General features: G+C 37.5%; 19 protein-coding genes. 8 read left to right on the forward strand and 11 right to left on the reverse strand.

Features of this window, described 5'->3' with window-relative positions:
* From AC1WHX_RS02470 to AC1WHX_RS02480, 3 genes are all read left to right on the forward strand, one after another.
* Positions 1-571, forward strand: a 571-nt coding sequence (locus tag AC1WHX_RS02470; protein ID WP_481228836.1) for a beta-xylosidase family glycoside hydrolase, incomplete at its 5' end; no start/stop codon positions are given.
* Between the two features lie 267 nt (positions 572-838).
* Positions 839-1,375, forward strand: a complete 537-nt coding sequence (locus AC1WHX_RS02475) for a methylated-DNA--[protein]-cysteine S-methyltransferase (RefSeq protein ID WP_303116462.1) — start codon at positions 839-841, stop codon at positions 1,373-1,375.
* A gap of 503 nt (positions 1,376-1,878) precedes the next feature.
* Positions 1,879-2,025, forward strand: a complete 147-nt coding sequence (locus AC1WHX_RS02480; protein ID WP_022601575.1) for a hypothetical protein — start codon at positions 1,879-1,881, stop codon at positions 2,023-2,025.
* Between the two features lie 141 nt (positions 2,026-2,166).
* Here the strand turns inward: AC1WHX_RS02480 and AC1WHX_RS02485 are convergent, their stop codons facing one another.
* Positions 2,167-2,694, reverse strand: coding sequence for a DJ-1/PfpI family protein (locus AC1WHX_RS02485; RefSeq protein ID WP_009319420.1), 528 nt, complete (start codon positions 2,692-2,694; stop codon positions 2,167-2,169).
* 167 nt (positions 2,695-2,861) lie between these two features.
* Between AC1WHX_RS02485 and AC1WHX_RS02490 the strand changes: the two genes are divergently transcribed.
* Together AC1WHX_RS02490 and AC1WHX_RS02495 are read left to right on the forward strand one after the other, a co-directional pair.
* A complete protein-coding gene (locus tag AC1WHX_RS02490) occupies positions 2,862-3,239 on the forward strand; it encodes a winged helix-turn-helix transcriptional regulator (RefSeq protein WP_302544770.1) in 378 nt (125 codons plus the stop codon).
* On the forward strand, positions 3,220-4,119 hold the full coding sequence (locus AC1WHX_RS02495; RefSeq protein ID WP_009319418.1) for a helix-turn-helix transcriptional regulator: 900 nt from the start codon (positions 3,220-3,222) through the stop codon (positions 4,117-4,119). Before AC1WHX_RS02490 ends, AC1WHX_RS02495 begins: the two co-directional genes overlap by 20 nt.
* Here AC1WHX_RS02495 and mutL read toward each other — a convergent pair whose 3' ends face one another.
* From mutL to tig, 10 genes are all read right to left on the reverse strand, one after another.
* Positions 4,120-6,009, reverse strand: a complete 1,890-nt coding sequence (gene mutL / locus AC1WHX_RS02500) for a DNA mismatch repair endonuclease MutL (protein WP_009319417.1) — start codon at positions 6,007-6,009, stop codon at positions 4,120-4,122. It abuts the gene before it with no gap.
* Positions 6,010-6,034: 25 nt separating this feature from the next.
* A complete protein-coding gene (locus tag AC1WHX_RS02505) occupies positions 6,035-7,678 on the reverse strand; it encodes an OstA-like protein (RefSeq protein ID WP_122337190.1) in 1,644 nt (547 codons plus the stop codon).
* Positions 7,679-7,701: 23 nt separating this feature from the next.
* Positions 7,702-9,063, reverse strand: a complete 1,362-nt coding sequence (locus tag AC1WHX_RS02510; RefSeq protein WP_009319415.1) for a peptidylprolyl isomerase — start codon at positions 9,061-9,063, stop codon at positions 7,702-7,704.
* A 30-nt stretch (positions 9,064-9,093) separates the two neighbouring features.
* Positions 9,094-9,957: a hypothetical protein gene (locus AC1WHX_RS02515; protein ID WP_009319414.1), complete on the reverse strand. Its 864-nt coding sequence runs from the start codon at positions 9,955-9,957 to the stop codon at positions 9,094-9,096.
* Positions 9,958-10,019: 62 nt separating this feature from the next.
* Positions 10,020-11,981, reverse strand: a complete 1,962-nt coding sequence (locus tag AC1WHX_RS02520; protein ID WP_122303796.1) for a peptidylprolyl isomerase — start codon at positions 11,979-11,981, stop codon at positions 10,020-10,022.
* 180 nt (positions 11,982-12,161) lie between these two features.
* The gene (gene guaB, locus AC1WHX_RS02525) at positions 12,162-13,637 is read right to left on the reverse strand and encodes an IMP dehydrogenase (protein WP_022390797.1); all 1,476 of its coding nucleotides are present in this window, start codon (positions 13,635-13,637) and stop codon (positions 12,162-12,164) included.
* A 172-nt stretch (positions 13,638-13,809) separates the two neighbouring features.
* Positions 13,810-15,990 carry a DNA helicase RecQ gene (gene recQ / locus AC1WHX_RS02530; protein ID WP_022390796.1) on the reverse strand — a complete coding sequence of 727 codons (2,181 nt, stop codon included), beginning with the start codon at positions 15,988-15,990 and terminating at the stop codon, positions 13,810-13,812.
* A gap of 111 nt (positions 15,991-16,101) precedes the next feature.
* A complete protein-coding gene (gene clpX / locus AC1WHX_RS02535; RefSeq protein ID WP_009319408.1) occupies positions 16,102-17,340 on the reverse strand; it encodes an ATP-dependent Clp protease ATP-binding subunit ClpX in 1,239 nt (412 codons plus the stop codon).
* A gap of 29 nt (positions 17,341-17,369) precedes the next feature.
* The gene (clpP, locus tag AC1WHX_RS02540) at positions 17,370-18,038 is read right to left on the reverse strand and encodes an ATP-dependent Clp endopeptidase proteolytic subunit ClpP (protein ID WP_481228837.1); all 669 of its coding nucleotides are present in this window, start codon (positions 18,036-18,038) and stop codon (positions 17,370-17,372) included.
* Positions 18,039-18,234: 196 nt separating this feature from the next.
* Positions 18,235-19,593, reverse strand: coding sequence for a trigger factor (gene tig, locus AC1WHX_RS02545; RefSeq protein ID WP_122337194.1), 1,359 nt, complete (start codon positions 19,591-19,593; stop codon positions 18,235-18,237).
* Positions 19,594-19,975: 382 nt separating this feature from the next.
* Here tig and AC1WHX_RS02550 point away from each other — a divergent pair, with 382 nt between their 5' ends.
* The 3 genes from AC1WHX_RS02550 (at position 19,976) to AC1WHX_RS02560 (ending at position 22,667) form a co-directional block, all read left to right on the forward strand.
* Complete coding sequence (locus AC1WHX_RS02550) at positions 19,976-20,221, forward strand: RNA recognition motif domain-containing protein (protein ID WP_122337195.1); 246 nt, start codon at positions 19,976-19,978, stop codon at positions 20,219-20,221.
* 449 nt (positions 20,222-20,670) lie between these two features.
* Positions 20,671-21,729, forward strand: coding sequence for a YeiH family protein (locus AC1WHX_RS02555; protein WP_481228838.1), 1,059 nt, complete (start codon positions 20,671-20,673; stop codon positions 21,727-21,729).
* A gap of 20 nt (positions 21,730-21,749) precedes the next feature.
* Positions 21,750-22,667 carry a LysR family transcriptional regulator gene (locus tag AC1WHX_RS02560; RefSeq protein WP_122337225.1) on the forward strand — a complete coding sequence of 306 codons (918 nt, stop codon included), beginning with the start codon at positions 21,750-21,752 and terminating at the stop codon, positions 22,665-22,667.
* The last annotated feature ends 45 nt before the right edge of the window (positions 22,668-22,712 follow it).

Below are 22,712 nucleotides of genomic sequence, written 5' to 3' on the forward strand. Positions count from 1 at the left end.
GAAACTCGGGTTAGAATGGGTACATGTACGGAATCCTCATCCTGAAAATTATACATTCGACTCAAATAAACTGCGTTTAAAGCCCACTCCTATCACTTTGAATGATTTTAAAGATAGCCCGACTCTGGTATGCCGAAGACAAGAACACATAGACTTCACAGCAACAACATCGGTGCAACTGCAAAAAGCATCTTCCGGGGATGAAGCCGGCCTGACTGTTTACATGTCAGAAACTTCTCATTACGATCTTTTTATAAAACAGCTTTCTGACAAAAAACAAGCTCTCATTCTTCGTTATCGCTTAGGAGAACTTTCTCATATAGAAAAAGAAATCGTTCTTCCTAAAGGAGACGTACAAATTCGGGTGAAAGGAAACAGGGACTTCTATTCATTCGAATATGCGACGAATGGTAAGACTTTCCATGAATTGGGACGAATGAATACTCGTTATCTGAGTTCTGAAACTGCGGGGGGTTTTACCGGAATCATGCTTGGTCTGTATGCCGTTTCAAGCAGCCCTTCATCGAAAGGCTATGCAGAGTTTGAATATTTTGATTATTCAGGGGAATAAAATCGTTCTTTCATGCTTTTCTCTCTGATAAATAAAACAGTGCATAAAAATTTTCTTTCCGAAAAAAGAAATTTTATGCACTGTATAAAAACTCATTTAATTTTTCCGATACAATAAAGAAATTAGACATTTCTTAAATTTTATTCCTATTTATTTTCATTCGTCAAAAAACTACTATCATTTTAGTAAAGCACAGATACAGAAACAAAATACATATTATAAACCTTTTTTTTAACATCACAATAACCAAACTTTTCTTACCACAATATGGAAAACAAAAAAAAATTTAATATTATTCGGACACAACGATATCATTCCCCTTGTGGAGATCTGATACTCGGCTCTTTTGGAGATAAACTTTGTCTTTGTGACTGGACAATAGAAAAGCACCGGATTGCAGTAGATAAAAGAATACTCCAAAATTTACAAGCCTGCTATGAAGAAAAAACTTCCAACACTATCGAAAAGGCAGTCAGACAATTAGACGAATATTTCAATCGGGAACGGACAACATTCGATATACCTTTGCTTTTTATCGGTACGGAATTTCAGAAAAATGTATGGTATAAACTAATGGAAATACCCTACGGAAAGACAATTTCTTACGGTGAACTGGCTAAATTATTGGGTGTTCCGAAAGCAGTACGTGCCGTAGCAAATGCAAATGGAGCAAATGCCATTTCAATTTTCGCACCTTGTCATAGAATTATCGGTAGCGATCATTCTCTCACAGGGTATGGAGGAGGACTTGCAGCAAAACGTCTATTATTGGATTTAGAGTTAAATGGGAAATCGCTATTATAACTTATAAAAAAGTATATAAAAACAGTGTCATCGGGGCAGGCGGTATAGTTACCCACTCTATTCTTGCAAATTATATAACTGTAGGAAATCCTTATCGGATAATAAAGCTCCTACCTAAAGATCAAAAATAGCAATAGACCTTTACACCTTATAGCATCTGAATTCTATCGGAAATTTCATCTAACTTTACACTCCGATGAGCCGAATTTATTTCCTGATTAGAGCTATAACTTCTCATGTTTAAACATATTTAAAAGAGGTTGTTTTTCAAGTTCTAATCGTAAAGTTGCAGAATCGTTCGAAATTTTGTACTAAAAATATTCTTCGGCTCTTGGGGCTTCACTCTTAACGAATAGACTATAATAAACAAATAATTACACTAAAGAATGTTATAAACTCATCTTTTTTATGTTATAAAACATATTTATCGAATATTATTCGTACATTTGCAATGTAGAAATTAGAAATAGAAATCGTCTTTCAATCCGGAAAGACAAAAAAAGATGAAAACAATGAAATCTGTAAATGAAGAAATCGCTATGTTGCGATATCAAATTCAACGCTATCAAGCGGTCAAAAATGGAGCTAAATGTCAAGAATTAAATGCAAAGCTCCGAGTATTAACTCAAAAGCAGGAAACTGCAATCTAAAAATTATTAATCAACTAAAGGCGGACTATCATCGCAATCGGGCGGCGGCAGTCCTTTTTTATTTTTAGCAAACAGATAATATAATTATAAATGACAAAGGGGAGAAAGATTTATTATCTACTCCCCTTTGCCATAAAAAATCTATTGTAAAACTTCAAGAAGACACGGTATAAGCTGCGGTATTGCATGTTCATCCTGCGCAGTATAAAAATTTCCATCAATCGTTACGGCATCATTGGTAGCTATACCTTTCTGAATTGCCGGTTTGGCTAATGGATGAACAGCTAATCTCTTTCCTTCCGTAATTCCGGCTATTTCAAATATCAAACTTGCTGCACAATGCCCTATCATTAACTTATTCTTATCTGAAAATTCCCGAACAACAGATAATAAATCAATATTATAATCTCGGTTTGCATTCTGTTGAAAGACAGGAACGGCGTCGCCACACGAAAACAACAATGCATCAAATTCATCAGCATGACTTTTCAAATTAGCAATTAAATCATCGGTCAGTAAAGTAATTCCGGAGTTTGTACGTATATTTTTATTATCGGATACGGCAAACACTTTATAAGAAATTCCTTTTTCATAAAAAGATTCAAGATACTGAAACAATCCAGCCCCATTAACCGGATCGACCGCTAATACTGCAACTTTTTTCTTCATAATCTCAACATTTATAAATAATACAATAGTTATTATTAGTAAGTTTATTATTTTTGTTTTGTAAAAATAAACAATGTCTATTAGGAAAACAAGAACGCACTTATAAATTAGATAGTTACATTGATGTAACCATTATTGAAAAACAAACGAATAGAAAATATAAAAAAATGCAAAATTTTCATCCGACCGGAATTTGCCCGATACGAGACATATTAAGTCACTTGAGTAGCAAATGGGCCACTTTAATATTGATAACTTTGAACGCAAATAAAACCATGCGCTTCTCGGATATTCAAAAAAGTATCGGGGATATTTCGCAACGTATGCTTACGGTAACTCTTCGATCTCTCGAGACAGACGGATTAATTTCCAGAAAAATATATGCAGAAATTCCTCCCCGAGTAGAATACAAGCTGACAGAAAGAGGTTACAGCCTAATTCCTCATATAGAAGGTCTGGTCAACTGGGCTATTGAGAACATGCCGATGATAATGAAAAACAGAAAAACAAATAAGCTGACGACCAATGGCCAAGAATCTTTTTAACCGCTATATCTGGCTGGTAGATACAATATACAGAAACGGGAAATTATCTTTTAAAGAGATTAACGACAAATGGTTGCAAACCGACTTTTCGGAAGGAAAGCCGATTCCCCTTCGGACATTTCATAATCACCGGGAAGCTATACAAGATTTGTTCGACATCAATATCGAGTGTAATAAAAGTACCCATGAATATTACATAGAAGATGCCGACCAACTTTCAAAAGGAACATTACGAAACTGGTTACTGAATACTTTTACCGTTAATAATCTCATTAATGAGAAATATAAATTACAGAACCGCATTTTATTAGAAAATGTCCCCTCAGGACAAAAATATCTGACTCCGATCATAGAAGCTATGCGGGACGGAAAAAGAATTTCTGTTACTTATCAGTCTTTTACTAAGAATGAACCGGAAACTTTTGATATAGAGCCTTATTTTGTAAAATTGTTTAAACAGAGATGGTATATTATCGGATATTCTATGTTTCACAAAATGATCCGTATTTACGCTCTCGACCGGATACAAGTAATGCAGATGACCGATAAAACATTTGAACTTCCTCAAAATTTTTTACCGGAAGAATATTTCAAAGACTGTTTCGGTATTATTCACGGAGAAGGTATTACGGAGACCGTAATGTTAAAGGTAAAAGGCAATCAAGTAAAATATTTCAGGGAATTGCCTCTACACATCTCACAAAAAGAAATAACCCGAGGAATTAACTACTCTATATTTCAATACAACTTAAAAGTAACTTTCGATTTGGTGCAAGAAATATTATCATACGCACCGGCAGTCGAAGTCCTTGCTCCAAAATCTCTTCGGGAAGAAATTCTAAAAATATTACTTGAAACCTGCAAGCTATACGATAGATAATTACTTAAAACGCTTCTGAAGTTCATCGACAGAAAAAACCGTCAATGTCACTCTCCCATCAGGAGTATATCCCGGCATGGCAGAAGCGAACAAATCATCGGCCAACTGCTCCATTTCGAGAGAAGACAAAACCTGTCCGTAAGGAATTGCCGCAGATTCGGCTAAAGTTAAGGCCATGGCTTCATGAATATCCGATTTCACATCTCCTCCCTTTTCTGATGCGGTCTCGATCATCTTATTTAATAATCCGACGACATCCACCCCTTCTATTCCTCCAGGAACTCCGTTTATCGAAAAAGTGCCTCCCCCCATATCAGACAAGTCGAAACCTAAAGAATCCAAATCTTCTTTAATTCCAGAAAGAATAGCCCCCTGAGAAGCTGACAAATGAATCATTTCCGGAAACAATACCCGTTGAGAAACACCCTGTCCGGATTGAAGATGCGACATATAACGATCATACAATATACGAATATGGGCACGGTACTGGTCGATCATCACGACCCCAGATTTAACAGAAGTAATAATATAACGTCCCTTCACTTGAAGATACTGCCCTCCGACTGTTGTAGCAACAGAATCATTTATTTTCGATGCAATGGTCTCAGAGGGAACAGTCTCTGCAGAAGACAGATCCGGAACAACAGGCCGATTGACTTTTGAAGAAAATATTCGAGGCTCTTCTTCTGTCGAGTTTCGAGGCATATCTTTTGCCGATTCAAATCCTGAATAGAGTTTACTCCAATCATAATCAGGACGCTTAGTCCCTGCTGGAGAAGAACTCTTAAACGGATTATAACCGGGAGTAAAAGTCGTTTGCGGAGGCCTTACCTCATCCCCCTTATGAAAAACCGGAATCTCAGGTGCACCCTCCATATCAAAATCGATAGAAGGTACAGCACTGAACTTCCCGAGAGCTTCTTTCACGGCAGCTGATAATATCTGCCAAATCGGCTGCTCATTCTCAAATTTAATTTCTGTCTTCGTCGGATGAATATTTACATCTATGGAAGCCGGATCAACAGTCAGATTGATAAAATAATTAGGCATCTCTCCTACCGGTATCAACTGCTCATAGCTTTGCATCACGGCTTTATGAAAATAGGGATGTCTCATATACCTCCCGTTTACAAAAAAATATTGTAATGCATTCCGTTTCCGAGAAGCTTCAGGTTTACCGATATAGCCCGATATTTTTACCAACGATGTCTCGACCTCTACCGTTAAAAGCTGCTGGTTCATGCCCTTTCCGAAAAGTGAAATGATACGCTGACGGAAATTAGACGCCGGAAGATTAAAAAGTTCATTGTCATTATGAACCAATTCGAATGCTATCTCGGGATTAATTAATGCGATACGTTCAAATTCGGAAAGAATATTGCTTAGCTCTACTTGATTCGATTTCAAGAACTTTCGCCGGGCAGGTACATTATAAAAAATATTCTTTACAGCAAAATTCGATCCCACAGGACATGAGACGCACTCCTGAGACTCTACAACCGAAGCGGCCAATGCAATCGCTGTTCCCACTTCATCTTCGATACGACGAGTGCGTAATTCAACTTGAGCTATCGCAGCAATAGATGCCAACGCTTCTCCCCGAAATCCCATTGTATGCAAAGAAAACAAATCTCCGGCTTGGCGAATCTTTGAGGTTGCATGACGTTCGAACGAAAGCCGGGCATCTGTTTCAGACATACCTTTACCGTTATCTATCACCTGAATAAGAGTACGACCAGCATCTTTGACTATAATCTGTATCAAAGTAGCACCGGCATCGATGGCATTCTCAACCAACTCTTTTACAACAGAAGCAGGACGCTGTATCACCTCTCCCGCAGCAATCTGGTTGGCAACAGAATCCGGCAATAACTGTATTACATCACTCATATCAACCTCTTTTTCTTGTTATCTATTACATTTCATTACTGAAACGACGCTTCTTTTTCGGGATTTCACTCTTCTTACGAATTATCTTCCTGAATATATCAGCAGGGTCTCTCGGACGGATCTCTTCATACCAATGAAAATCTGGCAAATAAAGTTGAGCCGGGGTTATTTTAGGTATCGGAGTCAGTGACCCATCCACTTTGTTATACATAATCAACTTATCCATCTTCTGATCCTTCAGATACATTGTAAGGAAACTACTTTCCGCATAATTCAACCCCGTAAATGTAGAATCTCTTTCTTGTGGATAAAAAATAGTCCGTACATTTCCGCTAACATCCACCTTGTCTAATCTTCCTTCTTTAAAAAAGGCTTTCAAATCTTTCCCTGAAAGCTGATCAAAAAAAGCCGTATCTTTCTGTTGTGTAGCAAAAGCAAAAGCCGGAACATGTGCCCACCTTACAGTACTGTCATTCATATATACCTTTATCGTATCCCCGAATATTTGATAATCAAGATTCCAAAGAATCGGGTTCTTAAACATATACACGGCAGAATCTTTGGTCTTGTATACCATAGAATCGCAAACGCCTTGTATATCATTTCTGAAAAAACGTGTCCCGTAATATGCACGTATCAAACGCGTCGAGTCCAATAACACGGAGGAACGTAACGTATCGGCATGTAAATAAAATGTATCGGGCTGGGAATAATCAATAACCCTTGCCGAGTCTGTCGCCATAGAAGCTTCTTTTATTTCATCATAAAAGCCGTAATTTCCCTCCATTGTTACCCGACGAGTCGTATCATTCAGAATCATATTCCCGAATACCTCTCCGAATCCTTCTGCCCGGTTATAAAAAATCGTATCGCCTGTAAGCTGCTGGCTTTTGCTTACGATAATAGAACGGTCGAAAAGCATCGATGTATTATTGTGCGTATCATACCATCCCAATTTAGAATATATAACGTTGCTATCCGAAACCATTACGGAAGGTCCTATAATATCGGCAATTTTTGTATTCGTATTGTACTCCAGCGTATCGGAATAGAGCGTATATTCCTCATTAACCAGTTGCACATCAAAATTAAAAACCGCCTGCTTGGTATCCGGACTATATTGTCCATAAATAGAGCTGAGTTCATTCTCGGTATCGACAATCTTACCGCCATCGAAATAATAACCGATATTAGGCTGCATATCGTAGTTAAGGCTATCGGTAAACAATACGACATCCCGATTCTCCATACGAACATTATAGCGTAAACGGGCAACTTGCACAATACCGTCATAAAACATCACATCGCTATATACAAACAAGGTATCACCTTGTTCCATACGTACATTTCCAAAAGCATCCAAAGAATTCGTCTTTTCATAGAAATAAGCACTATCACAAAACATGTACATACCTCCCCGACGAAAACGGACATCTCCTCTCAGTATCTGAAAATCGGGATGAATATCCTTATCGAATTGTAGTTCATTGGCATATTCCAAATAGACTTTCTGAGGATCATCTACGGCTGTTTTTATCGGTGTTTTTTTAACAACAATAGGCGGATTGTCCGGTGTATGTCTCGCCCAAACACAAAGAGTTAACAGGCATAAAACACCTATCAGTATTTTATGCCTGCTTACTCCTGAATATCTTTTACTATCAAACATCAATCGGCTTATTATTCTAATTTTTATTTCTTAATCCAGCCATCATACTTAAAGTCGCAATTCCGCCAGCCGTCTTTAATACGAATATACGTTTCTTTCTGTTTTTTCCGAATCCAATTTTCGATCAGATCTTCTCTCCTATTTTGTTCGACAATTGCTTTCAAAGCCTGATAATCATCAGACATATTGGCTTTATGTCCTTCTACCCGAGATCTCAATTTTACTAAAACGGCAACCTCTTTTCCCTTTTTCTGATCCATCATAATAAACGGCTGAGATATATCTCCGGCATTCATCGTGTTTACGACTTTTGCAATTTCCTGAGGTAATTCGCTCATCTGAAATTTTGTAGTCCCATTTTCAGAATTTACCATTAACCCTTGATTATTGCGTGTATTTTTGTCTTGTGACAAAAACTGAGCAGCTTCTTCAAATTTAAACTTTCCGGAAGTAATGTCATTTCTCAAACTATCCAAACGCACGATAGAATTATTCAACTCTTTTTCAGAAACTTTCGGCTTCAACAATATATGCCGTGTATTAATGCGATCTCCCCTTTTCTCTATCAATTGGATAATATGATAACCAAATTCTGTTTCTACAATCTTAGAAACTTTTTTCGGGTCATTCAAGTTAAACGCGACATCTGCATACTCCGGTACAAGCTGTGCCCTTCCCATAAAACCTAATTCTCCGCCCATACGTGCCGAACCCGGATCTTCAGAATAGAGGATGGCTAAAGTAGAAAATTCCGTCTCACCTTTGGTAACCCGTTCACTATACTCCCGTAAACGAGCCTTAATATTATCGATTTCCTGTTGCGGAATTTTCGGATTTATAGTTATTATCTGCACCTCTACTTGGGTAGGTATATAAGGAATACTATCCGAAGGTAATCCAGAGAAAAAACGACGAACTTCCGAAGGAGTTATCTTTATATCCTTGACCAACTGACGCTGCATTTCCTGAACAATTCCTTGTTCACGCACCATCTCGGCCATCTCTTCACGCAATTCGCTCATCGGTTTATTGAAATATTCTTCTACTTTTTCCTTTGATCCGATATTGGCGATAAAATAGTTCAGTTTTCGTTCCACTTCTTGGAAAACTTGAGCATCGGAAACAGTTATACTATCTAACTTCGCCTGATGCATAAAAAGCTTTTGTATTGCAATCTGCTCAGGTATCACACAATACGGATCTCCATCTATTTTCTGTCCGTCATACTGCATGCTCCGATATTGCTCCTCAACTTGAGATTTAAGAATAGCCTCATCTCCGACAACCCAAACGACTTCGTCTATAATATTATTCTGAGCATGAAGTGAAACTCCGGTCAAACTGAAAAACAAAGTCAACAACAATACACTACTAAATTTTCGCATCGTTTTCTCTTTAATTAATTTATTATTTCGTCAATTGAAATATTCAATCTCTTTCTCTTTAAGGGCATCCTGATATAATTCATCTTTGACTTCCTTAAGAAAATTCATTTTCTTTTGATTCATGAGAATTTCCTTTATCTGAGCTTTTGCAAAATCAAAGGGCATTTGTTCACCCTTGAGCTGATAATCGCTAATATTCAAAAAATACCAATATCCCTTATGATTCAATTCGATATTCTTATGCGTACGCAGGAAGTCTGCCTCTCGTTCCACAGAATAAGGAATATTATCCATCACTTCATCAAAAGATACCCACTTATCATAAAAATATTCATAAATCACGGCATTATGCAGTCCGTACTTTTCTATATTTTCCACCGCTTCGGGCGTATTTGATTTATACCATTTTTTCAAACGGGTAATCTGCGGTGAATTTTCCGGAACTTTCAAAAATAATCCTTTGATTATCGCCGAATGCAATTTAAATTTATCATGATTTTTTTCATAATAAACGTTCATAGCTTCTTCAGAAATCTCTTTCCCCAACTTTTCATTTAGCAAATGCTTCTGATATTCAAATATCACAAGTTCCTGCCGATAGCGCTCCACCATACGATCGATATTTTCTTTATCCGGAATATTACGAGAAGCGACATCATAAAGCAATTGATCATCTACCCATTGCTTTATATAGTTATCTGCAAACAAAGCACTGTCTTTAGATTTCAGCCGATCAGGTATTTCACGTTCTAAATCACCACGAGTCAAAGCCTTATCGCCTATCCGAACTAATACAGCTTCCTCCCTGTTTTTTTCTGAAAAGTTCTCTTTACAAGAAAAGAACAGAAGCATGACAGCCACACTCCATAAGGATAAAGCGATTTTATGCCACATAGTTCCTTTTATTAATAGAAAACCAATATTAATTGGTAAAATTACAACGAAATCTACTTACTCTATTGCACATTAACTGTTTTTAGAACATCTTTATTTATTTCAACCGGATACTTTTTATTTAAATTTTGTACCCAAATCTTTTCAAGATAGTTCTGATAATCAGCCGTCACCTGACCTTTCATATCAGTATATGACTCAGGACCTTTCTTCAGCATTTTTCCAACAATAAAAACGACCGGAAATTTTTCATCTACAGACAATTCGCCTTCCTTAAATGCCAAATTATCGACTTTTTTATTATCTCCTTTTTGGAAAAGCCCTTTCTCGATCTTCACATGTTTAATACTGTCGGTATTAAACTCTTTATTGACATAAAAAACAACAGAATCAGCAGGCAACGATTTAATTCTTTTCTTGATCGTTTTGACCAAAGCCTTATCATCACATTGTATCAAATACCCTTTATAACGAGGTTGATCCCAGGTATATTGTTTTTTATGAGCTTTAAAATATTTCTGTAACCCGGCAACATCATTAGACGCTTTTTCCCATACTTCACGATTACTTATGTCGAACAAGAGTATTCCATCACGATACTCATTCATCAAATTTCTGAATTCGGGATATTTCGACTCAAGCTTAGTATCCTCGTAATGTAATATTTCATTATCGACAAATGCATCTATTTGTTTATTTAAATAGGCTACATTACCACCATGAAATGCGCCTTGTGCAGACCTTGAATTTTTCATAAAATTTCCCAAATCGGCCACAGTCCAGTTTTTCCCGTCCAAGCTGAATAACACAGACTGATCTTTACTGATATTATTCAAAAACAACGTATCCATAGGACTCGTCTCTACTGCAAACTTTTCCAATTTTGCTTTCTCTCCCGCATTCATATTAAATGCATATTCGACTTTCAGTTTTTCGATCAGAGATTTTTGTCCTTTATTGGATCTCTCATCACGCCCTATTCGTCTCATAATATCAGGTTTCAATTCTTCAAACGGCTTCAATCCCCTTGTATCCAACAATTTAATAATATGCCATCCATAAGGGCTCAAAACAGGTTCGGACACATCTCCTTTATTCTTCAAAGCATAAGCAGCATCTTCATACTCCTTTACAATGCGTCCGGTAGATATCCAAGGAAGCTCTCCTCCCCGTTGAGCGGAATTTTTATCTTCAGATTTCTCTTTAGCCAATTCGGCAAAATCTGCGCCTTGAATTATCTGCTGATATATTTCTCGTATTTGCTTTTCTTTTTCTTTTTTCACTTCATCTGAAGCATTCGAAGGCAACATCAACATAATATGTGCCGTAAGCCGTTCTCCCGGATCGGGACGACGATCGGAAACTTTTATCAAATGATAACCAAACTGGGACAAAACCGGCTCAGAAACGCTTCCGACCGGAGTTGTATAGGCTGCCGTTTCAAAAGGATATACTGTCATAAATCCTCCTATATATCCTAAATATCCGCCATTTCGTTTTACCGAAGGATCTTCAGAATACTCTTTTGCCAACTTTCCAAAATCCTCTCCTTTGCGGATACGTTCCAAAACAGATTTAGCTTTTTGATAAACTTTATCTTTTTCGGTATCTGTCATTCCCGGATTTACCCTAAACAAAATATGACTTACTTCAACATTTTCTTTTAATCGGTCATAAGCCTCTTTTGCTAACCGGTCATCCATTTCTCTATCTACTAAATACGGCTGTACCAACTGTGCACGATAACCGGCAAGCTCCGTACGAAAAGAGCGTGTAGTATCCAATCCGCATGCTTCTGCTTCAGCGACCTTCAACTTGTAATTTTTAAACAATTCCAGATATTCATCCAACGATTTGGAATCTGTCTGTTGTTGATTATTTTTTTTATAAATATATTCGAATTCCGACTTCTTAATGCTTTTTCCATTCACCTTCATCAATACAGGATCATTTTCCGGATTCTGTGCACACAAAGCAAATGAATAACCGGCACACAAGGATAATAATAACCATTTGTTTTTCATCGTTTCATTTTTTTACTTAAGCAACCCTTTTGTGACGAGTCCTCTTTTAATTTTACACTTAATAATAGAAATACACTAATTTAACGACTCAAATATATAAAAATTATATTGATCTCGCCAAATTAGTGTATTATATAAACAGTTTACAACAGAGTTTTAAATCTATTGTAACTCTTATTTTTATTCGCCTCGACTATAATTCGGAGATTCGCTCGTAATAGTCACATCATGCGGATGGCTTTCGGCAACTCCGGCATTTGTGATTCGAGTAAATTTAGCCTGATGCAAGGCTGTTATATCGGCAGCACCGCAATATCCCATACCGGCACGCAAACCTCCTACCATTTGATAAATTACCTCATACAATGATCCTTTATAGGGAACTCTGGCGGCAATACCTTCGGGGACAAGTTTCTTGACATCCGTCTCCGTAGCTTGGAAATAACGATCTTTAGAACCTTTTTCCATAGCTTCCAACGATCCCATACCTCTATACGACTTGAATTTACGTCCGTTATAAATAATCGTTTCACCAGGAGATTCTTCTACTCCTGCCAACAATCCACCCAACATAACAGAATATCCTCCAGCAGCCAAAGCTTTAACGATATCGCCTGAATAACGGATTCCGCCATCTGCAATCAAAGGAATTCCCGTTCCTTCCAAAGCTTTCGCGACATCATAAACAGCAGAGAGTTGAGGCACACCGACCCCTGCTATCACACGAGTCGTACATATAGACCCCGGTCCTATACCGACTTTTACACCATCCGCCCCGGCATCAACTAAATATTTAGCGGCTTCTCCCGTAGCAATATTTCCGACAACAACATCTATTTGAGGAAATTTTGCCTTAACCTGTTTTAAAACATCGATTACATATTTGGAATGCCCATGTGCCGTATCAATTACGATGGCATCGACTCCTGCATCCACCAAAGCAGCGGCTCGGTCGAGAGAGTCTCCGGTCACTCCGATTCCGGCAGCAACACGTAACCGTCCTAATTTATCCTTGCAGGCAAAAGGCTTGTCTTTTGCCTTGGTTATATCTTTATATGTTACCAACCCGACTAATTTGCCGTCTTTATCGACAACAGGCAACTTTTCTATTTTATGATTCTGCAAAATATCGGCAGCTTGCTGCAAATCGGTAGATTGATTTGTCGTTACCAGATTTTCACAAGTCATTACTTCATCTATGGCACGAGAAAGATTCCGCTCAAAACGTAAATCCCGATTAGTGACAATACCTACTAAATGGCGATTATCGTCAACAACAGGAATACCTCCGATATGATATTCTTTCATCAAGGCCAATGCATCTTTTACGGTCGATCCTCTCTTGATTGTTACCGGATCATAGATCATTCCGTTTTCAGCACGCTTAACACTATGCACCTGCTTAGCTTGTGCCTCTATAGACATATTCTTATGTATAACTCCTATACCGCCCTCACGAGCTATGGCAATAGCCATTTGAGCTTCGGTAACCGTGTCCATAGCGGCGGAAACTAAAGGGATATTCAACTGAATGTTCCGTGAGAACTTGGTTGTCAACTGAACTGTACGAGGAAGAACTTCCGAATAAGCGGGGATCAACAAAACATCATCGAATGTCAACCCATCCATAACAACTTTATCTGCAATAAATGACATAATGAGGTAGGCTTAAAATTTATTGCGTACAAAGATAAATATTTTCAATGGATATTTATACGTAAAGATTTTATTTTTTAATGGTTTTTAAAAATAAGTACTTTCAAACGACAATGGCCGGAAGACTCTGATTGCAGACTCTCCGGCCATTATGACTTTTTTCTAATTTTGTTTAGTTTCCCATTTCGGAAAGGAATTTAATTCGTACCAGACGTATCTCTTCTTCTGTATAATCACGACCCAATTCTTCTATTGCCGCTTCGAGATCATCGCTGTCCGCTTCTTTGAAATATTCAAATATGTCATAAATATGGTCATCATCCATTACTTCTTGCAAGAAATAGTCGATATTGATTTTTGTTCCAGAATACACTATTGCTTCTACTTCGTCAAGAAGATCGGTAAATTCAAGACCTTTCGACTCAGCCAATTCATCAAGTGCGATCTTACGGTCGATACCTTGAATAATAGAAACCTTCATTTTCGATTTATTGGCAACCGTTCTCACACGCAAATCTTCAGGACGTTCTATTTCGTTTTCGTCACAATGTGTCTTTATGACTTTAATAAATTCTTCGCCGTAACGCTTGGCTTTCCCTGCTCCGACTCCCGGTATATTCTGCAATTCTTCAATAGTTACCGGATAAGTCGTCGCCATAGCTTCGAGCGAAGGATCCTGAAATATAACATAAGGAGGCAACTCCAACTTCTTGGCTATTTTTTTACGCAAATCTTTTAAGATAGCATATAAAGTAGGATCTACGGCACAAGTAGCCCCCCCTTTCATAGGAACTTCTTCCTCGACATCATCAAAATCGTTATCTTCCACGATCTTGAATGATACCGGTTTTTTCAGGAATGCATGCCCGGCTTTCGTAACTTTCAGCAACCCGTAATTTTCAATATCTTTATCCAAATATCCGGCTATCAATGCCTGTCGTATTACCGCACTCCACGTTTTTTCCTCTTCACCTTGACCACATCCGAACACCTCAAGATCTTCTTGATGATATGAAAGGACCTCGGTCGTCTCTTTTCCCAATAATACATCGATCACATGATCGGCTTTAAACTTTTCTTTCAGAGCTATTACAGTTTCCAGAACTGCACAAAGTAAATCTTGAGCTTCCACTTGTTTCTTAGGATTTAAACAATTGTCACAATTTCCACAGTTTTCTTCTCCGTATTCCTCCCCAAAATAATGCAACAACAATTTTCTCCGGCACACCGACGATTCGGCATAAGCTGCAGTCTCGAGCAATAACTGCTTTCCGATTTCCTGTTCAGCTATAGGCTTCCCCTGCATAAATTTCTCCAATTTCTGCAGATCTTTGTTTATATAAAACGTTATACACTGACCCTCACCGCCATCTCTCCCGGCACGTCCGGTTTCCTGATAATATCCTTCAAGGCTTTTCGGAATATCATAATGGATGACGAAACGAACATCGGGTTTATCAATTCCCATGCCGAATGCAATAGTGGCGACTATAACATCGACTTTCTCAAGCAAAAAAGCATCCTGATTCTGAGTACGGGTAGCTGAATCCATGCCGGCGTGATACGGAAGAGCATTTATACCGTTCACTTTCAATGTTTCGGCAAGTTCTTCAACTTTTTTACGACTCAGGCAATAAATAATCCCCGATTTACCTGATTGGGATTTGATATACTTGATAATATCTCGATCAATATTTTGCGTTTTGGGACGCACTTCATAATAAAGATTAGGACGATTAAAAGAAGACTTAAAAACTTCTGCGTCAATCATCCCAAGATTTTTCTGGATATCGTGTTGTACCTTAGGTGTTGCTGTCGCCGTAAGGGCAATCAACGGATGAGAACCTATTTCATTAATTATAGGACGGATACGCCGGTATTCAGGTCTGAAGTCATGCCCCCATTCCGAAATACAATGCGCTTCATCCACAGCATAAAATGATATTTTTACTTGTTTAAGAAATTCTATATTTTCTTCTTTGGTAAGAGATTCGGGGGCTACGTACAATAACTTGGTACGACCCGCCATGATATCATCTTTTACCTGATCTATCGCAGCTTTATTCAAAGACGAGTTTATAAAGTGTGCCACACCGTCTTCCTCACTAAAATTACGCATTGCGTCCACCTGATTTTTCATCAAAGCGATAAGGGGCGATATGACAATAGCCGTGCCATCGAGCAATAACGATGGTAACTGATAACATAAAGACTTTCCTCCACCCGTAGGCATCAGCACAAATGTATCTTTACCATCAAGCAAATTCCGAATTATAGCCTCTTGGTTTCCCTTAAAGGTGTCAAATCCGAAATTTTTCTTTAACTCTTCTACCAAATTTGTTCTTGTTGTCATATAATGTAATGATTAACAGTAAGAAGACAATCATAATTTTCCCATTAAGAGAAAGCGCGTAAACAAATTTATAAACAAGTCTGCAAAATAACCAATTTATTTGAATCTTTTTTAATGCAAAGCATGCATATTCGCCTTTTTCAGCTTTTCCTCTGCATACTTTCGGGTAATATGCAACGTTTTTTCATCGGACGAAGGCATATCAAACATTGCATCCATCATAATCGTTTCCGCAATAGAGCGCAATCCTCTAGCACCCAATTTAAATTCGATCGCTTTTTCCACAATATAATCAAGGACATCGTCATCAAATGTCAATGTCACATCATCCATTTCAAATAAACGGACATATTGTTTAATAATAGAATTCTTCGGTTCGGTAAGTATTCTACGTAAAGCATTTTTATCCAACGGGTCTAAATAAGTAAGTAACGGTAACCGACCTATAATTTCCGGAATAAGACCGAACGCCTTTAGATCCTGAGGAGATATATACTGCAACATATTATTGCGATCTATCTCCTGACGTTTCTTATCAGCTCCGTATCCCACTACTTGCGTATTGAGCCGAAGTGCGATTTTTTTCTCTATACCATCAAACGCTCCACCGCAAATATACAGGATATTTTTAGTATTTACGGCAATCATTTTTTGGTCGGGATGTTTCCGTCCACCTTGAGGCGGAACATTAACGACCGATCCTTCGAGAAGTTTAAGCAATCCCTGCTGTACACCTTCGCCACTAACATCTCTCGTAATAGAAGGGTTATCTCCTTTACGGGCAATTTTATCGATTTCGTCAATAAATACAATCCCTCGTTCTGCTGCTTCAACGTTATAATCGGCGACTTGTAATAAACGGGTCAATATACTTTCGATATCCTCTCCTACATAACCGGCTTCTGTTAAAACTGTGGCATCGACAATCGTAAACGGAACATTCAACATGCGAGCTATCGTTTTTGCCAAAAGAGTTTTTCCCGTACCGGTATGCCCTACCATAATGATATTCGATTTCTCAATCTCAACATCATCTTTTTTCGAATCGGCATTCTGCAACAATCGTTTATAATGATTGAATACCGCAACAGACAAATAGCGTTTTGCCGCATCCTGTCCGATCACATATTGATCTAAAAACTTCTTGATCTCCTGAGGGCGGGGCAGATCTTCTTTAGTAAAGCCTAATCCTGAATTAACAGTCTTATTCTTTTTGAGAATTTCTTCTATCATCTCATGCGCACGCTCGACACAATCATTGCAGATAAAACCTGTAGCTCCCGTAAGCAACATCTCAACTTCTCTTTCGGAGCGGCCACAAAAACTACATTTGTTTATTTGTTTTGTCATTTCCTATTTTCTTGTTCTTTTTCTTCACATTATTTCGCTTTAGTAAGCACATCATCGATCATTCCATATTCTTTCGCTTCTGCTGCAGTCATCCAATAATCCCGGTCAGAATCTTTTTCTACTCTTTCATAAGTATTTCCCGAATGATCAGCAATAATCGTATAAAGTTCTTTCTTAAGCTTCTGTATCTCCCGAGCAGTAATTTCTATATCCGAAGCCTGTCCCTGTGCACCGCCCATAGGTTGGTGAATCATCACTCTCGAGTGTTGCAATGCAAAACGTTTTCCTCTTGTTCCGGCCACAAGTAACACCGCCCCCATAGATGCAGCCATACCTGTGCAAATAGTAGAAACATCGCTTGCAATATATTGCATCGTATCATATATTCCCAAACCCGCATACACACTCCCTCCCGGTGTATTTAAATATATAGAAATATCTTTACCCGGATCTGCAGAATCAAGATAAAGCAATTGAGCTTGAATCACATTAGCAGTATAATCATCGACTTGAGTGCCTAAAAAGATGATCCTGTCCATCATCAAACGAGAAAATACGTCCATTTGAGCAACATTCAGCTGGCGTTCTTCTATAATTGTCGGATAAATATAACTACTGGTTATATCTATATATTTATCTAACGCGAGCCCGTTCATCCCCAAATGTTTTGTGGCATAATTTTTAAAATCGTTTGTCATACGTTTTCCTTCTTGATTAATTTATAGTTTTCAAACAAAGGTATAAATAAAATCATGTATTCCGCAAATTTATTTTATCCGGAATAACATTAAAAAAGGCCATAATCTTTAATATTGTTTAAAACACAGTCATACCAACATAAAAGAAACCCGCCACGTCTGATGGCGGGCGGGTTCTCATCTTATTTTGTTCAACTTATTTTGTTTCGAACATTTTATAGAATTCATCAGCAGAAACAGCGATTTCATTCAAGGTTACAGCACCTTTAATAGTCGCAATGATTTTCTCTTCTGTTGCACGCTCTGCAATGTTACTAACCATCTTTTTATCTTTCAGCATATCGGTCGCATATTTGTCGAGCAAATCTTCAGGTACATTCATCATTCCGTACTGAGCAAATTGCGCGCGAGTAACTTTACGTGCCATATCTAAAATGTCGGCATCCTCAACTTTTATATTGAAATCTTTAACAATTTGTTCTTTAATCAACTGCCACTTCAAATCCGGAACCATTTTAGGATATTCTTCTTCTACCGATTCGGCAGTACGTTTCTCTCCGGTAGTCACCAACCAACGCTTTAACAAAGCATCCGGCAACTGTATATCTCCAACCTTATTCTCTAAAACTTTACGTGCATCAAGACCGAATTTATAATCACTCTCCGGCTTCATTTGATTTTCGATCATCTCACGCACCTTCGCTTTATATTCCTCTTCTGTCTTTACGACATCTTTACCAAATGCATTATCAAAAAGCTCCTGCCCCATTTCAGCCGGTTTAAATCCGAGAATACTAGTAACTTCTACTTCAAAATCAGATTTCATATTTGCAGCTTCTTCTTTTTTGATATGAAGCATCGAAGCTAATTCCACCTCATTATTATCACATGATTTTGCTGGGTTGAAGATGACTTTTTGACCTACTTTTACACCGGCAAACTTTGATTTCTCATCTTCATTTTTGAAGTAATTAGGCGAAATAATTCCCGATTCTACAACGATTCCTCCGTCTTTGACATTTCCGGCTTCATCCAACTCTATAAATTTCCCGCGAATCATATCCTTTTCCCCAGCAACCTCCACAGGTTCTTGTGTACCGAAACGGTTTGCTAATGCCTCGCACTGTTTTTCGACCATTGTGTCGTCAACCGTTACATTATAATAATCTACACAATCCTCTTTAGACAGATTCACAGAAATTTCAGGAGCTAAAGCCACATCAAACGAAACCGTAAAATCTTCTTGTCCGTCAAAATTAATTTCCGGCTGATCTGCAACCGGCATAGGTTCACCCAAAACATTGAGTTTATTCTCACGAATATAGTTAAATAACGATTCAGAAACGAGTTTATTGAATTCTTCAGCCAATACCGATTTTCCAAACATTTTCTGTATCATTCCCATTGGAACCATGCCTTTTCGAAATCCCGGGATATTTGCTTTCTGACGATAAGCGCGTAAAGCTTTGTCAACTTTCTCTTGATAATCAGCTTTGGTAATCTCAATCTTGATTACAGCAGATACTTTGTCAATGTTTTGTTGTGAAACGTTCATTCCTAACGAATTATTATTATTAAAATTTATTTTTTAGTCTTGCCCAATCGCTAAAACGTGCAATACCTTATACACTTATCAATAATATGTGTACATTTTGGCAGCGCAAAAGTAACTGTATTCTTCCGATAATCAAACTTCTTTTACAATTTTGTAACAAAAAGTTTTCAATAAAAGCACAATTCAAGGATAAAATGAAGTATTTCAAAAAATTAAAGCCGAATTGCTTGCACATCCGAAATTTATATTTTCCTTTGTAGCCGAATAAGAGTTGGTTTGCACTATTTAGTGAATCGCTCATGTAACTTATTGCATGACTACAAGCTTTATTTTCCAGACCCGCAACTGTTCAAATTTTTTCACTAATTTATTTTTTATCTTTATGAACATTTACATTGGAAACCTTAACTATTGTGTTAAGGAAGCAGACTTGCAACAAGTGATTGAAGAATACGGAGCTGTCGAATCCGTAAAAATTATCAAAGACCGCGAAACCGGCAAATCAAAAGGTTTTGCTTTTATTGAAATGAACAACGACGCTCAAGCTAAACAAGCTATCGAAGAATTGAACGGCTCTGAATTCGAAGGCCGTACTATGATCGTAAAAGAAGCGCGTCCAAGATCTTAAAAAACTTCATTCACTTGTGAGTCCTTAGTTTACGCAAGTCTGAGTTTTTTATATCGATGACTTACTATAACTGCTATAAAAAAAGACCTGATTTCGCTCAATTCAGGTCCTTTTTATATTTTTCAATCCGCTGAAACTCAGAAAATATTACTTTCTAAATCGACAACCGAAAAATCAGAAAAACTGTAGAAAATATTGATATAATATTTTTCCGAAAACAAAGAACGAAGAATTTTCCAATAATAAATAAAAGTTATCGATATAGTCTTCGTTATTCTTCAAAATCATTATCTTAGCATTCTATAAAATGTTATGAATAGTATCCGACATTTAAAAGGCTGTCTAAAGGCATAACAAAAAGTTATTTAAGATAAACAGATGTATATCTGTTATTTCAATAAAACTTTATTCATTTGCACATGTCTAACCAATCAAAAATCGAAGAAAAAATGAAATTAAGTGAAAAGAAAGGCAGTATGTTGCATGGAGTTTTATTGATCGCACTCTTTTCGTGCGCTGCATTTTATATAGGAGATATGCCGTTTATCCAAAAGCTTTCACTCAGCCCGCTAATTATAGGTATTATCTTAGGTATGCTTTATGCCAACAGCTTACGCAATCAGTTACCCGAGACATGGGTTCCGGGTATTTTATTCTGCTCTAAGCGACTTCTCAGATTGGGTATCATTCTATATGGTTTCAGACTCACATTTCAAAATATCATCGAAGTCGGACTTCCGGCAATTATCATTGACGCAATTATCGTTACCGTAACTATTTACGGAGGTATTTATATCGGAAAACTTCTAAAAATAGATCGAGGTATAGCTCTTTTAACATCTGTCGGTAGTGGAATATGCGGGGCAGCCGCGGTATTAGGAGCAGAAGCTACTCTAAAAAGTAAACCATATAAAACGGCTGTTGCTGTTTCTACGGTCGTCATCTTCGGGACTATATCGATGTTTCTGTATCCGGCATTGTATAATCATGGAATTATAGATCTTACACCTGAACAGATGGGGATTTATACGGGTTCAACTTTACATGAAGTCGCTCATGTAGCCGGAGCTGGAAATTCGATGGGAAAAGAGATATCTGACTCTGCCATTATCGTCAAGATGATACGTGTCATCATGTTAGTTCCGGTTTTATTGATTATAAGTTATTCGATGTCAAGAGCAATTGCAAAAATCAGGAGACGTGTCGGAATAGATGCCCACGATCCAAACCGATCATCCAATGTTGCTGTTCCTTGGTTCGCTTTCGGATTTTTAGCCGTTATAGGCTTCAATTCGTTTAATTTACTACCCGAACCATTTATCGATTTCATTAATGAATTAGATACCTTTTTACTAACTATGGCAATGACTGCTCTCGGGACGGAAACCAGTATAGAAAAATTCAGGAAAGCCGGATTAAAATCTTTTATATTAGCTTCAATACTGTTTTTATGGCTATTAGGAGGTGGTTACCTACTCACTAAATACTTAACACCCTATTTAATGTAATACTCAATATTATGTCCGATATGTATGACTTCCGATTGAAAGTATTCCAACGTGTCGCATGGAATCTCAGTTTTACCAAAGCTGCCCAAGAACTACAAATTTCACAACCTGCTGTAACCAAACATATCCGCGAGTTAGAATCAATCTATAACACACGGTTGTTTGATCGTATTGGAAACAAAATCGCACTAACAACAGCCGGAATTATTTTATTAAAACACTGTGATACCATTCTATCTGAATACAGTAAGCTAAATTATAAAATGCACCAGTTAAATAATAAAGAGGTGGGACAAATACATATCGGAGCAAGCCTCACGATCGCACAATATATCCTTCCGGCATTTTTAGCTCAATTTTGTCAAGAATATCCAGATATATCTCTCGATCTACAGATGCATAATACTCTTGAAATAGAAAATATGCTACATGCACAAAAGATTGACATCGGGCTGATTGAAGGCCCTTCAAGAAAGCCATATTTAAAATATTCGCCATTTCTGAAAGACGAAATAGTTGCGATCGTAAGAAACACAGCCCGTTGGGGAGACAGCCCGTTTCCTCTTTCTAAAATCAAAGAACTACCACTAATACTCAGAGAACATACATCTGGCACAACACAATTTATAGAAGAAAATCTACAAAAATACGGTATAAAATATTCTTCTCTCAACGTACTTATGCACATGGGATCGACAGAAGGAATAAAATCATTTTTAAGGTATTCGGATTGTGTCGGGCTACTCTCTATTTATTCGGTCAGTAAAGAACTGATGAACGGAGAATTCAGAATTATCGATTTTCAAGATTTCGCAATCGAAAGAGACTTCTGTTTTGTCCAAAATCAAGGCGACAACTCTGAAATAAATCAGTTATTTATCAATTTTGTCAATAAAAAATCTTCAGAACAATACGGACATAGTTACATAGGTAAATAAATCGAACCTTTTTTAATTCTACATAAAATAAAATAGGATTTAGCC

The organism is Coprobacter sp. (assembly GCF_982436375.1).

Excerpts from the sequence above, each read along its gene's own strand:
- AC1WHX_RS02475 (WP_303116462.1), top strand. The coding sequence starts at position 839 with ATGGAAAACAAAAAAAAATTTAATATTATTCGGACACAACGATATCAT.
- AC1WHX_RS02480 (WP_022601575.1), top strand. The coding sequence starts at position 1,879 with ATGAAAACAATGAAATCTGTAAATGAAGAAATCGCTATGTTGCGATAT.
- AC1WHX_RS02485 (WP_009319420.1), bottom strand. The coding sequence starts at position 2,694 with ATGAAGAAAAAAGTTGCAGTATTAGCGGTCGATCCGGTTAATGGGGCT.
- AC1WHX_RS02490 (WP_302544770.1), top strand. The coding sequence starts at position 2,862 with ATGCAAAATTTTCATCCGACCGGAATTTGCCCGATACGAGACATATTA.
- AC1WHX_RS02495 (WP_009319418.1), top strand. The coding sequence starts at position 3,220 with ATGGCCAAGAATCTTTTTAACCGCTATATCTGGCTGGTAGATACAATA.
- mutL (WP_009319417.1), bottom strand. The coding sequence starts at position 6,009 with ATGAGTGATGTAATACAGTTATTGCCGGATTCTGTTGCCAACCAGATT.
- AC1WHX_RS02505 (WP_122337190.1), bottom strand. The coding sequence starts at position 7,678 with ATGTTTGATAGTAAAAGATATTCAGGAGTAAGCAGGCATAAAATACTG.
- AC1WHX_RS02510 (WP_009319415.1), bottom strand. The coding sequence starts at position 9,063 with ATGCGAAAATTTAGTAGTGTATTGTTGTTGACTTTGTTTTTCAGTTTG.
- AC1WHX_RS02515 (WP_009319414.1), bottom strand. The coding sequence starts at position 9,957 with ATGTGGCATAAAATCGCTTTATCCTTATGGAGTGTGGCTGTCATGCTT.
- AC1WHX_RS02520 (WP_122303796.1), bottom strand. The coding sequence starts at position 11,981 with ATGAAAAACAAATGGTTATTATTATCCTTGTGTGCCGGTTATTCATTT.
- guaB (WP_022390797.1), bottom strand. The coding sequence starts at position 13,637 with ATGTCATTTATTGCAGATAAAGTTGTTATGGATGGGTTGACATTCGAT.
- recQ (WP_022390796.1), bottom strand. The coding sequence starts at position 15,990 with ATGACAACAAGAACAAATTTGGTAGAAGAGTTAAAGAAAAATTTCGGA.
- clpX (WP_009319408.1), bottom strand. The coding sequence starts at position 17,340 with ATGACAAAACAAATAAACAAATGTAGTTTTTGTGGCCGCTCCGAAAGA.
- clpP (WP_481228837.1), bottom strand. The coding sequence starts at position 18,038 with ATGACAAACGATTTTAAAAATTATGCCACAAAACATTTGGGGATGAAC.
- tig (WP_122337194.1), bottom strand. The coding sequence starts at position 19,593 with ATGAACGTTTCACAACAAAACATTGACAAAGTATCTGCTGTAATCAAG.
- AC1WHX_RS02550 (WP_122337195.1), top strand. The coding sequence starts at position 19,976 with ATGAACATTTACATTGGAAACCTTAACTATTGTGTTAAGGAAGCAGAC.
- AC1WHX_RS02555 (WP_481228838.1), top strand. The coding sequence starts at position 20,671 with ATGAAATTAAGTGAAAAGAAAGGCAGTATGTTGCATGGAGTTTTATTG.
- AC1WHX_RS02560 (WP_122337225.1), top strand. The coding sequence starts at position 21,750 with ATGTATGACTTCCGATTGAAAGTATTCCAACGTGTCGCATGGAATCTC.